At 59.3% G+C, this 14,631-nt stretch carries 16 protein-coding genes; 5 read left to right on the top strand and 11 right to left on the bottom strand.

Annotated features, from left to right (window positions below):
• The first annotated feature begins 64 nt into the window (after positions 1-64).
• From artP to artJ, 5 genes are all read left to right on the top strand, one after another.
• Positions 65-793 carry an arginine ABC transporter ATP-binding protein ArtP gene (gene artP / locus V1599_RS09840; RefSeq protein WP_112012251.1) on the top strand — a complete coding sequence of 243 codons (729 nt, stop codon included), beginning with the start codon at positions 65-67 and terminating at the stop codon, positions 791-793.
• 20 nt (positions 794-813) lie between these two features.
• Positions 814-1,545, top strand: coding sequence for an arginine ABC transporter substrate-binding protein ArtI (gene artI / locus V1599_RS09835; RefSeq protein WP_112012250.1), 732 nt, complete (start codon positions 814-816; stop codon positions 1,543-1,545).
• A gap of 6 nt (positions 1,546-1,551) precedes the next feature.
• A complete protein-coding gene (gene artQ / locus V1599_RS09830; RefSeq protein WP_297118830.1) occupies positions 1,552-2,268 on the top strand; it encodes an arginine ABC transporter permease ArtQ in 717 nt (238 codons plus the stop codon).
• The gene (gene artM / locus V1599_RS09825; protein WP_112012248.1) at positions 2,268-2,936 is read left to right on the top strand and encodes an arginine ABC transporter permease ArtM; all 669 of its coding nucleotides are present in this window, start codon (positions 2,268-2,270) and stop codon (positions 2,934-2,936) included. Before artQ ends, artM begins: the two co-directional genes overlap by 1 nt.
• 177 nt (positions 2,937-3,113) lie before the next feature.
• Positions 3,114-3,845, top strand: coding sequence for an arginine ABC transporter substrate-binding protein ArtJ (gene artJ, locus V1599_RS09820; protein ID WP_112012247.1), 732 nt, complete (start codon positions 3,114-3,116; stop codon positions 3,843-3,845).
• 42 nt (positions 3,846-3,887) lie between these two features.
• On the opposite strand, the gene V1599_RS09815 is transcribed toward artJ, so the two are convergent.
• The 11 genes from V1599_RS09815 to nfsA form a co-directional block, all read right to left on the bottom strand.
• Positions 3,888-5,357 (bottom strand): sensor histidine kinase, encoded by a 1,470-nt coding sequence (locus tag V1599_RS09815; protein ID WP_395301569.1) that lies wholly within the window; start codon positions 5,355-5,357, stop codon positions 3,888-3,890.
• Positions 5,341-6,048 (bottom strand): response regulator transcription factor, encoded by a 708-nt coding sequence (locus V1599_RS09810; protein ID WP_395301461.1) that lies wholly within the window; start codon positions 6,046-6,048, stop codon positions 5,341-5,343. Before V1599_RS09810 ends, V1599_RS09815 begins: the two co-directional genes overlap by 17 nt.
• Before the next feature lie 104 nt (positions 6,049-6,152).
• Positions 6,153-7,292: a 23S rRNA (uracil(747)-C(5))-methyltransferase RlmC gene (gene rlmC / locus V1599_RS09805; protein ID WP_395301460.1), complete on the bottom strand. Its 1,140-nt coding sequence runs from the start codon at positions 7,290-7,292 to the stop codon at positions 6,153-6,155.
• A gap of 45 nt (positions 7,293-7,337) precedes the next feature.
• Positions 7,338-7,811, bottom strand: coding sequence for a YbjO family protein (locus V1599_RS09800; RefSeq protein ID WP_297118839.1), 474 nt, complete (start codon positions 7,809-7,811; stop codon positions 7,338-7,340).
• A 65-nt stretch (positions 7,812-7,876) separates the two neighbouring features.
• A complete protein-coding gene (gene potI, locus V1599_RS09795; RefSeq protein ID WP_112012243.1) occupies positions 7,877-8,722 on the bottom strand; it encodes a putrescine ABC transporter permease PotI in 846 nt (281 codons plus the stop codon).
• Complete coding sequence (gene potH, locus V1599_RS09790) at positions 8,719-9,672, bottom strand: putrescine ABC transporter permease PotH (RefSeq protein ID WP_297118842.1); 954 nt, start codon at positions 9,670-9,672, stop codon at positions 8,719-8,721. Before potH ends, potI begins: the two co-directional genes overlap by 4 nt.
• Positions 9,673-9,681: 9 nt before the next feature.
• Entirely contained in the window at positions 9,682-10,815 is a 1,134-nt protein-coding gene (gene potG / locus V1599_RS09785; RefSeq protein WP_112012241.1) for a putrescine ABC transporter ATP-binding subunit PotG, read from the bottom strand.
• A gap of 98 nt (positions 10,816-10,913) precedes the next feature.
• Positions 10,914-12,026 (bottom strand): spermidine/putrescine ABC transporter substrate-binding protein PotF, encoded by a 1,113-nt coding sequence (gene potF / locus V1599_RS09780; RefSeq protein ID WP_395301459.1) that lies wholly within the window; start codon positions 12,024-12,026, stop codon positions 10,914-10,916.
• A gap of 348 nt (positions 12,027-12,374) precedes the next feature.
• Positions 12,375-12,851 carry a YbjN domain-containing protein gene (locus V1599_RS09775; protein ID WP_395301458.1) on the bottom strand — a complete coding sequence of 159 codons (477 nt, stop codon included), beginning with the start codon at positions 12,849-12,851 and terminating at the stop codon, positions 12,375-12,377.
• A gap of 63 nt (positions 12,852-12,914) precedes the next feature.
• Positions 12,915-13,817, bottom strand: a complete 903-nt coding sequence (gene rimK / locus V1599_RS09770; RefSeq protein ID WP_395301457.1) for a 30S ribosomal protein S6--L-glutamate ligase — start codon at positions 13,815-13,817, stop codon at positions 12,915-12,917.
• 63 nt (positions 13,818-13,880) lie between these two features.
• Entirely contained in the window at positions 13,881-14,603 is a 723-nt protein-coding gene (gene nfsA / locus V1599_RS09765) for a nitroreductase NfsA (RefSeq protein ID WP_395301456.1), read from the bottom strand.
• Positions 14,604-14,631 lie beyond the last annotated feature (28 nt).

Genomic DNA, 14,631 nt, shown 5'->3' with positions numbered 1-14,631 from the left:
TGTCAACGGTACTATCTGCGGCCTCAATTGCTATAGATTGCCTGGATGAGTAAAGACTGCCCCGATGAGTATTAAACTAAACGGCATTAACTGCTTCTACGGCGCACACCAGGCGCTGTTTGACATCACGCTGAACTGCCCGGAAGGCGAAACGCTGGTTTTGCTTGGCCCAAGCGGCGCGGGAAAAAGCTCTCTTTTGCGTGTTCTTAATCTGCTTGAAATGCCGCGCTCCGGCACGCTGGCGATCGCGGGTAATCATTTCGACTTTGCCAAAACGCCTTCCGATAAAGCGATTCGCGAACTGCGTCAAAACGTTGGCATGGTTTTCCAGCAGTACAATCTTTGGCCGCACCTGACCGTGCTGCAAAACCTGATCGAGGCCCCGTGCCGCGTGCTGGGCTTAAGCAAAGACCAGGCGATGGCGCGTGCCGAAAAGCTGCTCGAGCGCCTGCGCCTTAAGCCATACAGCGATCGCTATCCGCTGCACCTGTCCGGCGGGCAGCAGCAGCGCGTGGCCATTGCCCGCGCGCTGATGATGGAGCCGGCGGTGCTGCTGTTCGATGAGCCGACCGCCGCGCTGGACCCGGAAATTACCGCCCAAATCGTCAGCATTATCCGCGAGCTGGCGGAAACCAACATTACTCAGGTCATCGTGACCCACGAAGTGGAAGTGGCGCGCAAAACCGCCAGCCGCGTGGTCTACATGGAAAACGGGTATATCGTTGAGCAAGGTGACGCGAGCTGCTTTAGCAACCCGCAAACCGACGCCTTCAAAAACTACTTATCTCACTGATGTGTTAGGGAAAAATGATAATGAAAAAAGTATTGATTGCCGCGCTGCTCGCAAGCGTCAGCCTTTCCGCTACCGCAGCTCAGACCATTCGCTTCGCTACCGAGGCGTCTTACCCTCCGTTTGAATCCATCGATGCCAACAACAAGATCGTTGGCTTCGACGTCGATCTGGCTAACGCGCTGTGCAAAGAGATTGATGCAACCTGCACCTTCAGCAACCAGGCGTTTGACAGCCTGATCCCAAGCCTGAAGTTCCGCCGCATTGACGCGGTGATGGCCGGCATGGACATCACGCCAGAACGTGAAAAGCAGGTTCTGTTCAGCACCCCTTACTACGACAACTCCGCGCTGTTCATCGGTCAGAAAGGCAAATTCACCGCGATTGACCAGCTGAAAGGCAAGAAGGTTGGCGTGCAGAACGGCACCACGCACCAGAAATTCATCATGGATAAACATCCGGAAATCACCACCGTGCCTTACGACAGCTACCAGAATGCGAAGCTGGATCTGCAAAACGGCCGTATTGACGGCGTGTTTGGCGATACCGCCGTAGTGACCGAATGGCTGAAAGCGAACGACAAGCTGGCGCCAGTCGGCGACAAAGTGACCGATAAGGCCTACTTCGGCACCGGCCTGGGCATCGCGGTTCGTCAGGGCAACACCGAGCTGCAGCAGAAATTCAACGCTGCGCTGGAAAAAGTGAAGAAAGACGGCACCTACGAAACCATCTACAAAAAATGGTTCCAGAAGTAATTCCTGATGAATGAAATTTTTCCTTTAGCAAGCGCCGCCGGGATGACCGTCGGCCTTGCCGTTTGCGCACTGATTATCGGCCTCGCGCTGGCGATGTTCTTTGCGGTCTGGGAGTCGGTAAAATGGCGCCCGATCGCATGGCTCGGCTCGGCGCTGGTCACGGTGCTGCGTGGGCTACCGGAGATTCTGGTGGTCCTGTTTATCTATTTCGGCTCCTCGCAGTTGCTGTTAACGCTGTCCGACGGCTTCACGATTAATCTGGGTTTTGCGCATATCCCGGTGCAGATGCAGATTGAAAACTTCGACGTCAGCCCGTTCCTCTGCGGCGTGATTGCCCTTTCCCTGCTCTATTCCGCCTACGCCTCGCAGACACTGCGCGGCGCGCTGAAAGCCGTACCGCAGGGCCAGTGGGAATCCGGACAGGCGCTGGGGATGTCGAAAGCGGCTATTTTCTTCCGCCTGGTGATGCCGCAGATGTGGCGTCACGCGCTGCCGGGGCTGGGCAACCAGTGGCTGGTGCTGCTGAAAGATACCGCGCTGGTGAGCTTAATCAGCGTCAACGATTTAATGCTGCAAACCAAAAGTATCGCGACCCGCACCCAGGAGCCGTTTACCTGGTACATCGTGGCGGCGGCAATCTACCTGGCGATCACGTTGCTGAGTCAGTACATCCTTAAGCGTATTGACCTGCGCGCAACGCGTTTTGAACGGAGACCGGGCTGATGCTTGAATACTTACCGGAGCTGATGAAAGGGCTGCACACCAGCCTGACGCTGACCGTCGCCTCTATCGTTGTGGCGCTGATCCTGGCGCTGCTCTTCACCATCGTCCTGACGCTGAAAACGCCGGTGCTGGTGTGGATCGTGCGCGCCTACATCACCCTGTTTACCGGCACGCCGCTGCTGGTGCAAATCTTCCTGATTTACTACGGCCCGGGGCAGTTTCCGTCGCTGCAGGAGTATCCGGTTGTCTGGCACCTGCTCTCCGAGCCGTGGCTGTGCGCCCTGATTGCGCTCTCGCTGAACAGCGCGGCCTATACCACCCAGCTGTTTTACGGCGCGATCCGCGCGATCCCGGAAGGCCAGTGGCAGTCCTGCGGGGCGCTGGGCATGAGCAAAAAAGATACCCTGGCTATCCTGCTGCCGTACGCCTTTAAGCGCGCGCTCTCATCCTATTCCAACGAAGTGGTGCTGGTGTTCAAGAGTACCTCTCTGGCCTACACCATCACGCTGATGGAGGTGATGGGCCACGGGCAGCTGCTGTACGGGCGCACCTACGACGTGATGGTGTTCGGTGCCGCGGGGCTGGTCTACCTGGTGGTCAACGGCCTGCTGACGCTGATGATGCGTTTAATCGAGCGTAAAGCGCTGGCGTTTGAGCGCAGATCGTAGGCCGGGTAAGCGCAGCGCTAGTCGGCAAGAAGTGCATAAATGTGATTAATAGAAGCGGATAACGTTTTGGTTATCCGCTTTTTTTTGTCAGCAATACAATATTTAATCATTTTTATTGCATATAAATTCAATTACTGGCATTGTTTTACCATAAGACTTACAGACGGGAGTATGACAATGAAAAAATTAGTTCTGGCAGCACTGCTGGCAACCTTCGCCGCTGGCGCATCCGCCGCGGATAAAATCAACTTCGGCGTTTCGGCCACCTATCCGCCGTTTGAATCGCTGGACGCCAGCAACCAGATCGTCGGGTTTGATATCGATCTGGCGAAAGCGCTGTGCAAGCAGATGCAGGCCGACTGCACCTTCACCAACCACGCGTTTGACAGCCTGATCCCGTCTTTGAAATTCAAGAAATACGATGCGGTGATTTCCGGCATGGACATCACGCCTGAGCGCAGCAAGCAGGTAGCCTTCACCGACCCGTACTACGCCAACTCGGCGGTGGTTATCGCGAAGAAAGGCACCTACAAATCCTTTGACGAGCTGAAGGGCAAACGCATCGGCATGGAAAACGGCACCACGCACCAGAAATACCTGCAGGACAAGCATCCTGAAGTGAAAACCGTGGCCTACGACAGCTACCAGAACGCGATTATCGACCTGAAAAATGGCCGTATCGACGGCGTCTTTGGCGATACCGCCGTGGTGAACGAGTGGCTGAAAACCAACCCGCAGCTGGGTACCGCCACCGAGAAAGTGACCGATCCGCAGTACTTCGGCACGGGCCTGGGCATCGCGGTGCGTCCGGACAACAAAGCGCTGCTGGAAAAACTGAACGGCGCGCTGAAGGCGATTAAGGCTGACGGTACGTACCAGAAAATCAGCGCGCAGTGGTTCCCGCAATAAATATGTGTGCCGGGTGGCAGCTACGCCTTACCCGGCAATTTCTCACAGCGGCACAAAGAACCTGAACCGCGCCCCGCTCACCGACTCCATCAGCCTTATTCCACCGCCGTGCAGCTCCAGCATCCGCTTCACAATCAGCAATCCTAGCCCGCCGCGGTTCTCCCGCGACGCCTGCGTATTCAGCGCCGAAGGCCGCTGAAACAGTTCGTCGCGCAGGGCATCGTCTACGCCCGCTCCGCTGTCCCTCACCTCCACCTGGATCCGCTCGTTCTCCTGCCACACCGCCAGGCGGATCTCCCCGCCCGCGGGGGTATGGCGAATGGCGTTGTCCAGCAGGTTGGTCACCACCCGCTCAATCATCGAGACGTCGGCGTTCACCAGCGGCAGCGGCCCCGGCACGTCGATGTGCAGGTTCACCTCGCGCGTGCGCGCCGCCAGCTCAAACTTCTGCGCCACGTCCGAAATCAGCTCGGCCATGGCAAACCGCTCGCGCTGCGGCCGGATGCCGCCGTGCTCAAGGCGCGCCAGCTCGAAAAGCTGCTGCGACAGATGGCGCACCTTTTGCCCCTGGCGCAGCGCGGTGGCGAGATACTGCTGGTGCTCCTGGGCGGTCAGGGTCGCGGATTTGAGCGACAGCGTTTCCAGATACCCCAGCAGGGAGGTCAGCGGCGTGCGCAGGTCATGCGAAATATTGGCGATAAACTCCCGGCGCTGGCGATCGCTGTCGGCCAGCCGATCCCACTGGGAGGTGATTTTGCGCGCCAGCTCGATAAAGCTGTTGCGCAGCAGCACCACTTCATCACGGCTTGCGGGCTCCAGCGGCTCTGCCGCCAGCTGCTTTATGGTGCTGATGCTGTCCTGGTCCAGCCCCGCGACGTCGCGCGTAAGCTGGTTAACCGGGCGCGTCACCCAGAACCACACCAGCAGCCCGGCCAGCAGGCTAAACGTGGCCACCAGCAGCAGCGACCACAGCGCGGTACGCCAGAGCGCGTCGTGCCAGGCCATCTCCGCCAGCGCGTTAAACTCTTCCCCCTGCAGGATGATGTACAGATACCCGCGCAGCGCCCCGTCCTGGCGCAGCGGGGTGACGCTAAACACCTTCTGGTTCTCGCTGCGCGGGTCGTCGCCGTAGACCGGCATGGCGCCGCCGCTCAGGAACGTCTGCAGCGGCTTGAGGTCGATTTTTTGCCGCTTCACGTGGCCGGGCGGCGCGGCGTCGGCCAGCACGTCCCCGTCCGGGGAGATAACGTACAGCTCAACGCTGGGGTTAAAGGTCATCAGGCGGTCAAACAGCGGCTTCAGCGCGGTGCGGTCAACGCCGCCCTGCGCGTCGAGAATGGCTTCGCGCTGCACGATTTGCTGCGCAAGCCCGCCGGAAAGGCGCTGCACCGTGGCGTTGCCGTACTGGGTGGTGCTGTACAGCTGAACGGCGCAGGCGACGCTGGCGCAAATCAGCAGCAGCAGGATGAACAGCAGCGTCAGGCGCTGGCTCAGGTTAAATCGCCCCATCAGGCTTAACCTCCGCAAATTTGTAGCCTTTGCCCCACACGGTGCGAACGATCTCCGGCTCGGCGGCATCTTTTTCAATCTTGATCCGCAGACGGTTGATATGGGTGTTCACCGTATGCTCGTACCCTTCGTGCTGGTAGCCCCACACCTGTTCCAGCAGCGCCAGGCGCGAAAAGACCTCGCCCGGGTGCCGGGCAAAGAAGTAGAGCAGCTCAAACTCGCGCGGGGTGAGGTCGACGTCCTGGCCGTGCAGGCGCACGCTGCGCGCCAGCGGGTCGATCGTCAGGCCGTGGGCGTGGATTTGCCCCGCGGGCTGCGCCTGCCCCATCGCCTGCTGGCGGCGGAACAGCGCCTTGATGCGGGCAATCAGCTCCTGCACCGAGAACGGTTTCGCCAGATAATCATCGGCGCCGGTTTCCAGCCCGGTAATGCGGTCCGTTTCGCTGCTGCGGGCGCTGATGATGATAATGGGCAGGTAGCGCGTCATCTGGCGAATGCGGCGGCAAATCTCCAGGCCGTCAACGTGCGGGAGCATAAGATCGAGGATCACCGCGTCCCACGGCTGCGCGTCCAGGCAGCGTAGCGCCCTGGCCCCGTCAGGCTCGTGGGTAATGGCGTAGCCTTCGTCTTCTAAATTGAGACGCAGAAGCGCCGCGATATCGTGGTCATCTTCCACCAGCAGGATCTGCTTCATCGTTAAGCCTTAATTCAGTTCTTCTGGCTTAAGCTTACCTGATTTTAGGGGCTGGCAGAGTTCACATTTTGTTTAACATTGTGCGGGGTTTACGCCGGGTGGCGCTACGCCTTACCCGGCCTGCGGGTCAACAGCGTCAGCACTTCATAATGCGCGGTGTGCGGGAACATATCGAAAAGCTGCACGCGCGCAATGCGGTAGCCCGGCAGGTGGGCGATGTCTTTTGCCATCGTCCGGGCGTTGCAGCTGGAGTAGATAATGGACTCAGGCGCCATCTGGCTGAGGTAGTCGCACAGCGCGTTGCCGATGCCGCGCCGCGGCGGATTGACCAGCACCAGCTCGGGCACGTTGCCCTGCCCGGTGGCGAAGCGGGTGGAGTCCAGCGCCTGAAAATGAAGGTTTGTTAACCCCAGCTCGGCGGCGGACTGCTTCGCGCAGGCGATCGCTTCGGGGGAGATCTCAATCCCGGTCAGCTGCATCTCCGGGGTGGCGCAGTGCAGGCCAAAGCCGCCCACGCCGCAGAACAGGTCCCACATGTGGCCGATATTAAGGGCGCGAACCCAGTCGCGGGCGGTAGCGTACAGGGCGCTGGCGACGGTCGGGTTCGTCTGGAAGAAGCTCTGCGGACGGATCCACAGCGGCACGCCGTTGAAGCTTTCCGCCAGCGCGTGCCGGTCGGTGAAGAAAATCTCTTTCTCCCCTTCCATGATCGCCATATGCACCGGCTGAATGTTCGCCGTAATGACCTTAAGCTGCGGAAGCTGCGCCTGCAGCCACGGCAGCGCCGCGCGAAGCTGCTCCAGCTTGGCCTCCGAGCGCAGCACGAAGCGCAGCATCATCCCGCCGTCAACCTGGCTTTCGGTGAGCAGAAGGTATTTCAGCTCGCCGCGCCTGCGGGCAACGCTATAGGGCGTTAACCCGGCGCGGGCAATGAAGGGCTTGAGCGCCGCAAAGACCGGCGCGAAGGAATCAGGATACAGCGGGCATTCGGTTAAATCTTCCGGCGTGCCGTCGCGGTGCAGCATCCCCAGCAGCGGCCTTTCGACGCTGCCGCTGACCACCATTTTGGCCTTATTGCGAAAGCCCTGCTCCGGCCCGCTGACGGGTGCGCACCACTCGCCCACCGCGTGTTCTGCCAGCAGCTGCTGCAGATCGGTCATTTTGGCGGAGAGCTGTTGGGAGACCGGCTGTTCTATCCACTGACAGGAGCGGCAGCGACCGGCGTCAAAGAGTGCGCACTGCATATTAAGACCTTAAGAATCACGGGGGCTGCGATTATATACGTTATTTTATTGCAGGCGAAAGAATCTCCGGCTGGACGCCGGAAGATAAAGCAGGCACAGGACCAAAATATCCGGAAGCTTTTGCATCACCAGCGAATGGAAAATCTCGCGCCTGGACCCGCCCGCAATGCTGAACAGCTCCGGATAGCCGTAACCCAGCGACGCGGCCCAGAGATAGCTGGCCGCCGTCACCTGCGTCAGCAGATAGATCCAGCGCGCCCAGTTGCGCCCTTTCACCAGCGAGAACGCGCAGTAAATCTCAACAAACACCAGCACCAGGCTGGCAAAAAAGACCAGCGTCAGGTTCCACGTCTGCACGCTGCGGTGAATAAATTCGCCAATGCCGCGCGCGCCCAGCGTGTTCAGAATCATCAGCACGTCCAGGCAGCGGATCATAATAATGGCGAGCGCCGCCACCTGCACCAGCGCAGGAACGTTCGGACGAGCGTGCGAATGACGTGTTTTTTGAAAGAATCCCAATGTTTTACTTCCCTGAAAAACAGCGCCGCGTCATGCGCGGCACATCACTGGAAATTTTAAATGCTTCAGCCGCGTCTTGCACGCTGGATATCACGCACGCGCTGTTTTTCCGCGCGCGCCATCAGGTACCAGGCGATAAATCCGACAATTCCGACCACGCCAAGGATGATCGACGCCAGGGCATTAATTTCCGGGTTAACGCCCATGCGCACGCTGGAGAAGACCAGCATCGGCAGCGTGGTGGCCCCCGGGCCGGAGACGAAGCTGGCGATGACCAGATCGTCCAGCGACAGGGTAAACGCCAGCAGCCAGCCGGAGATCACCGCGGGCATAATCATCGGCAGCGTGATGACGAAAAAGACCTTCAGCGGCGTGGCGCCCAGGTCCATCGCCGCCTCCTCAATGGAGCGGTCCAGCTCGCGCAGCCGCGAGGCGATCACCACCGCCACGTACGCGGTACAGAAGGTGACGTGCGCCAGCCAGATCGTCAGCATGCCGCGATCCGCCGGCCAGCCGATGGCGTGGGCGAGCGCGACGAACAGCAGCAGCAGCGACAGGCCGGTGATGACGTCCGGCATGACCAGCGGCGCGGTGATCATAAACGCAAAGCCCGTCGAGCCGCGAAAACGCCCGAAGCGCACCATCACCAGCGCGGCGATGGTGCCTAGCACGCAGGCCATGGTCGCGGCCAGCGCCGCGATCGTCAGGCTCAGCCCCACCGCGCTCATCATGGCGTCGTCGTGAAACAGCTCGCTGTACCAGCGCGTGGACCAGCCCGCCCATACCGTCACCAGCTTTGAGCTGTTGAAGGAGTAGATCACCAGCATCAGCATCGGCGCGTACAGGAAGGTAAAGCCAATCACCAGGATCAGGATCCGCCACGGAGAGCGTACTACCGGTAAGTTGTTCATCCGCGCTCCCCCATCTGCTTCTGCTGGTGCTTGTGGAACCACATGATCGGCACGATCAGCAGCAGCAACATCACGATCGCCACCGCCGAGGCCACCGGCCAGTCGCGGTTGTTGAAGAACTCCTGCCACAGCACGCGGCCAATCATGATGCTGTCCGGGCCGCCGAGCAGTTCGGGGATCACAAACTCCCCTACCGCCGGGATAAACACCAGCATCGATCCGGCAATAATACCGCCTTTGGTCAGCGGGACGATCACGCTAAAGAAGGTCTTCAGCGGCCGCGCGCCCAGATCCAGAGACGCCTCCACCAGCGAATAATCAATGCGCGTCAGCGCGGTGTAGATCGGCAGCACCATAAACGGCAGGTAGGCATACACAATCCCGATATAGACCGCGAGATTGGTGTGCAGGATGGTCAGCGGCTGATCGATAACCCCCAGCCACAGCAGAAAGTTGTTGAGGATGCCGTTGTTCTTCAGGATCCCCATCCACGCGTACACGCGGATCAGGAACGAGGTCCACGACGGCAGGATCACCAGCAGCAGCAGGATGTTACGCGTTGAGGGCCTGCTGTGCGCCACCGCCCACGCCAGCGGATAGCCCATCAGCAGGCAGCAGATCGTCGAGATCGCCGCCACCTGCAGCGACTGCAGATAGGCTTCGACATAGAGCGGATCGTCCGTCAGCTGGAGGAAATTGCCCAGGTTCAGCGTCAGCGTGAGCTGCCCGTCGGCCCAGTCCAGCAGGTTGGTGTACGGGGGGATCGCCCGCGCCATTTCCGCCAGGCTGATCTTGAAGACGATCAGGAACGGCAGCAGGAACAGCAGGATCAGCCAAACGTACGGCATGGCAATCACCAGCTTGCGCCCGTGCGCCATCTTCATCCGCGCCAGCCAGGGCGCAAACCCGCCCGGCCTGTGAACGCGGGACGGTGGTTCAAATGTACTCATGGCCGCTCCTTATACCGTCAGCACAACGCAGCTGTCCGCGTCCCAGCACAGGCGCACTTCGTCGCCCCAGGTCGGCTGGCCCTTGCGAAAGCGATGTTCGTTTTGCAGCTGCGCGCTGAGCATTTGCCCGCTGTTCAGGCGAACGTGGTAGATGGAAAGGTCGCCCAGATAGGCGATATGCACCACCTCCCCGACGGCAAAGTTGTAGCCGTCGGCAGGCGGCTCTTCGCAGAGCATGATTTTTTCCGGCCGCAGCGCGACGTAAACCGGCACGTTGTCAACGACGGAGTTATCAGGATCAACCTTCAGCGGATGCACCAGCCCCGGCGATTCAATCACCAGGCCGTCGTCCTGACGCGCTTTCAGCAGCCCTTCGAAGACGTTGACCGAGCCGATAAACTCCGCGCTGTAGCGGGTGGTCGGGTGCTCGTAAATCTCTTCCGGCTCGCCAATCTGCACGAACTTGCCGCGGTTCATGATCGCGATGCGCCCGGCCATGGTCATCGCCTCTTCCTGATCGTGAGTGACCATCACGCAGGTCACGCCCACGCGCTCGAGGATATCCACCACTTCCAGCTGCATGCGGTCGCGCAGCTTTTTATCCAGCGCCCCCATCGGCTCGTCGAGCAAGAGCAGCTTAGGGCGCTTGGCGAGGCTGCGGGCCAGCGCCACGCGCTGACGCTGGCCGCCGGAGAGCTGGTGCGGCTTGCGTTTGGCGAACTCCTGCATGTGCACCAGGCTCAGCATTTCCGCCACGCGGGCGGTAATCTCGGCTTTCGGCAGCTTGTCCTGCTTCAGGCCGAACGCAATATTCTGCTCCACGGTCATGTGCGGGAAGAGCGCGTAGGACTGGAACATCATGTTGATCGGGCGCTGGTACGGCGGCACGCTGGAGAGATCGACCCCGTCGAGCACGATCTGCCCGGCGGTCGGCTGTTCAAAACCGGCCAGCATGCGCAGCAGGGTCGATTTCCCGCAGCCGGACGCGCCGAGCAGGGCAAAAATTTCGCCCTTATAGATGGTCAGGCTAACGTCGTCCACGGCGTGCTGGCCGTCGAAGGATTTGGTGAGGTTACGAATTTCAAGCAGCGGGGTCAGCGCTTTACGGACTTTCGCCTGCGGGCGGGGAGTTGCATCGTTCACGGGGTGTTCTCCGGCAGAGATCAAATCATGGTGCAGGCGCACCAGAACGGTGCGCCTGTTGCCGGGGGCGCTTCGCTTGCCCGGCCTACGACAAGGGATTATTTACCGCTTTTCACCTTGGTCCACGCGCGGGTGCGCACGCGGTCAATTTTTGGGTCCTGCACTTTGAGGGTAAAGAGCTTGGCAAACACGTCCGCAGGCGGATAAATCGCCGGGTTGTTACGAATCTCTTCGCTGACCAGCGGCACGGAGGCCTTATTACCGTTCGCGTAATAGACGTGATCGCTGATGTGGGCGATCACCTCCGGGCGCATCAGGTAGTTGAGGAACTGATAGGCCTCATCTTTGTTTTTCGCATCGGCCGGCATCGCGAAGACGTCGAAGAAGGCCAGCGCGCCCTCTTTCGGAATGAAGTACGAGACGTTTACGCCGTTTTTCGCCTCTTTCGCGCGGTTCGCCGCCTGCCAGACGTCGCCCGCCCAGCCGATGGCGACGCAGATATCGCCGTTAGCCAGATCGTTGATGTACTGGGAAGAGTGGAAGTAGCGAATGTTCGGACGCAGCTTGAGCAGCAGGTCGGTGGCCGGGCCGGTGTAATCAACGGCCTTGCTGCTGTTCGGATCTTTGCCTAAGTAGTTGAGCACGGTGGCGAAAATCTCTTCCGGGGCGTCCAGGAAGGAGACGCCGCAGCTTTTCAGCTTCGCAAGGTTTTCCGGCTTGAGCACCACGTCCCAGCTGTCCAGCTTCACGTCCGGCCCCAGCGCCGCCTTCACTTTGTCGACGTTAAAGCCGATGCCGGTGGTCGCCCAGAGATAAGGCATTGCGTATTTATTGTCCGGATCGTGCTTCGCCACCAGCTTCAGCACCTCCGGATCGAGGTTTTTCCAGTTCGGTAACTTGCTTTTATCCAGCGGCTGGAACACGCCCGCCGTCAGCTGACGCTCAAGGAAGCTTGCGGAGGGGACAACCAGGTCAAAGCCGGTGCTGCCCGCCATCAGCTTGCCTTCCAGCACCTCGTTGGAATCAAAGACGTCGTAGACGACCTTAATGCCGGTCTCTTTTTCGAAGTTTGCGACGGTATCCGGCGCAATATAGTCAGACCAGTTGTAAACGTGGAGCGTTTTTTGTTCCGCAGCGAGCGTGCCGGCAGAGACGGCCATCAGCGCACCCGCAACCAGACCCGATACCCATTTTTTATTCAAGGCGATCATATCGTTATTCCTTCTGAAAGCTCGTTAACATTCGAGCTAAAACTGTGCACGCTGAAGGTATGCAAGAATCATGCATACTTTTTCGCTTAGGCCGAAAAGAAAACGTGTCTATTTCGGCAGGAATCGCTCGCTTTTTTAAGCACCGCAAGAATAACTGTAGCCCGTGTCTGCGCCTATAGCCCAGACGAAAAAACGCCTTTTATCAATTTTTTATGCAGGTTAAGTCTATGTGATAAGCCAAAATGGCCCGGAGTAAGGTGAAAAATTCTTTAAAGGAAGGTTAACGGCAGCAGAAAAAAGGGGGTTATGCAGCCGCCGTGGCAGCGGCTGCGCGGAAATCAAACCGGCTTAGTGAAGAAAGTTGGGCGACGCGTCGGTATTTTCCGCATCGTCCTCGGCGCTGTACAGCAGGTGGTGCGCGTTCGCTTCCATCATCACCATCGAAATCTGCTCTTCGCTCAGGCGCATGAACGCGGAAAACTGCTTAAACGACAGCCCGGCACCCGAGAGCAGCGACTGGCATACCACCAGCTTAGGCAGATTATCATCCTGGATATCGAGGAAGGCCTTCACCGTCAACGAGCTGGCGTTGATCGCAGAGAGATCGGAAGCCAGCGCCAGCAGCGCGGACGGTTTCACCTCGGCCAGCGCAGAAAAAAGGATCACGTCGTTAATCAGATCGATTTTGGCATCAAAAATGCCGTCGAAATTTTGCATATGAGGCAGATGCAGCGCCTGACAGGAGTCGCATTCAAAGAAGGTGATTCCCGCATCATCAAGCCATTGACGTAACGTATCCAGGGTTGGAACTACCTGTAAATCCATCGCTGTGCAGCCTCTTTAATAAAAACGTTACATACCTTACGCAAAAAGCGCCTGGTAATCTATTTACCCGCCCGTTTTCAGGCAAAAACCCGGCGTCGCATGGCGTTCGATCCATGAGATCATTTTACCTGCAATATCGACGCCCGTCGTTTTTTCTACGCCTTCCAGCCCGGGAGACGCATTGACTTCCATCACCAGCGGCCCGCGGTCCGCGCGCAGGAGATCGACCCCCGCCACGTCAAGCCCGAGCGTTTGCGCCGCTTTTACCGCCATGGCGCGCTCGCGCTCGGTGATAGTCGCAATGCGGGCCACGCCGCCGCGGTGCAAATTCGAGCGGAAATCGCCCTCTTTCGCCTGGCGCTCGATGGCGGCCACCACGTCATTGCCGACCACGAAGCAGCGGATATCGCAGCCTTTGGCCTCTTCAATATATTCCTGCACCAGAATGTGCGCGTTGAGGCCGCGAAACGCGTCGATTACGCTCTCCGCCGCCTGCCGCGTTTCGGCCAGCACCACGCCAATCCCCTGCGTCCCTTCGACCAGCTTGATAACCAGCGGCGCGCCGCCCACCATGTCCACCAGATCGCTGGTGTCGTCCGGCGAGTGGGCAATGCCGGTCACGGGCAGGTCGATGCCCTGCCGGGCGAGAAGCTGCAGCGAGCGCAGCTTGTCGCGCGCGCGGGAAATGGCGACCGATTCGTTGAGCGGATAGCTGCCGAGCATCTCAAACTGGCGCAGCGCGGCCATGCCGTAATAGGTATTCTGGGAGCCAATGCGCGGGATCACCGCGTCAAAACGGGGGAGCTGGCGGCCCTTGTAGTGAATGGAGGACGCGGCCGGATCGATGTTCATATAGCAGGACATCGGATCGAGGATCTCAACCTGGTGGCCGCGCTTCGCCGCCGCTTCCCGCAGGCGTTTGCATGAATAGAGCGTTCCATCCCGGGACAAAATGGCAATTTTCACCCTGCACCTCTCTAAAGACATGGTAAAAGCCCGCCTATCATACACGAGGCGCAGGAGAAATGACTATCGCGTCGCCCAGCCCTGCTTATGCAAATACTCAAGAATAAACGGGCGGTTTTCTTTGATGATGGTGCGGCGGATGTGGTCGCTCCAGGTGTCGCGGCGGTTGTTGCTGTCGCGCGTTAAATAGTAGTTCGCCAGTTCGTCGTCGTACTGCGCCAGCACATCCCGATCCACGGGCTGATAGGTGTTTTCATGCACCAGCATCGCCGCGGGAATACGCGGCTTCAGGTCCGGGTTATCTGCCGGCCAGCCGAGGCACAGGCCAAACAGCGGAAGAACGTGTTTCGGCAGCTTCAGAAGCTCGGTTACGCTTTCGATATTGTTACGCAGCCCGCCGATATAAACCCCGCCCAGGCCAAGCGACTCCGCCGCCGTAAAAGCGTTTTGCGCCATCAGCGCGGTATCGACCACGCCCAGCAGCAGCTGTTCCGCTAGCCCCAGCTGGGCTTCAGGGCAAATTTGCAGATGACGGTTGAAATCGGCGCAGAAAACCCAAAACTCCGCCGCCTGCGCGACGTGCTTTTGCCCGCCCGTCAGGGTCACCAGCTGCTCGCGCATCGCCGGATCGGTAATGCGGATAATGGAGCTGCACTGCAGGAAGCTGGAGCTGGACGTGGCGCGCGCGCTGTTGATAATGGCTTCGCGCTGCGCTTCGCTAATCGGCTCTCCGGTGAAATGGCGAATGGAGCGGTGGGAAAGCAGCAGGTCAATCGTTGGCGTCATCTTATCTCTCTTGGTCTTTCGTTACACA

The organism is Enterobacter sp. ECC-175 (genome assembly GCF_043968675.1).
Lineage (GTDB): Bacteria > Pseudomonadota > Gammaproteobacteria > Enterobacterales > Enterobacteriaceae > Enterobacter.
This window is presented reverse-complemented; position numbering and strand designations above follow the sequence as displayed.

Coding starts and splice junctions, on each gene's coding strand:
- nfsA (WP_395301456.1), bottom strand. CDS start 14,603: ATGACGCCAACGATTGACCTGCTGCTTTCCCACCGCTCCATTCGCCAT.
- potI (WP_112012243.1), bottom strand. CDS start 8,722: ATGAACAACTTACCGGTAGTACGCTCTCCGTGGCGGATCCTGATCCTG.
- artJ (WP_112012247.1), top strand. CDS start 3,114: ATGAAAAAATTAGTTCTGGCAGCACTGCTGGCAACCTTCGCCGCTGGC.
- V1599_RS09810 (WP_395301461.1), bottom strand. CDS start 6,048: ATGAAGCAGATCCTGCTGGTGGAAGATGACCACGATATCGCGGCGCTT.
- artP (WP_112012251.1), top strand. CDS start 65: ATGAGTATTAAACTAAACGGCATTAACTGCTTCTACGGCGCACACCAG.
- V1599_RS09775 (WP_395301458.1), bottom strand. CDS start 12,851: ATGGATTTACAGGTAGTTCCAACCCTGGATACGTTACGTCAATGGCTT.
- artI (WP_112012250.1), top strand. CDS start 814: ATGAAAAAAGTATTGATTGCCGCGCTGCTCGCAAGCGTCAGCCTTTCC.
- rlmC (WP_395301460.1), bottom strand. CDS start 7,292: ATGCAGTGCGCACTCTTTGACGCCGGTCGCTGCCGCTCCTGTCAGTGG.
- artQ (WP_297118830.1), top strand. CDS start 1,552: ATGAATGAAATTTTTCCTTTAGCAAGCGCCGCCGGGATGACCGTCGGC.
- potH (WP_297118842.1), bottom strand. CDS start 9,672: ATGAGTACATTTGAACCACCGTCCCGCGTTCACAGGCCGGGCGGGTTT.
- artM (WP_112012248.1), top strand. CDS start 2,268: ATGCTTGAATACTTACCGGAGCTGATGAAAGGGCTGCACACCAGCCTG.
- potF (WP_395301459.1), bottom strand. CDS start 12,026: ATGATCGCCTTGAATAAAAAATGGGTATCGGGTCTGGTTGCGGGTGCG.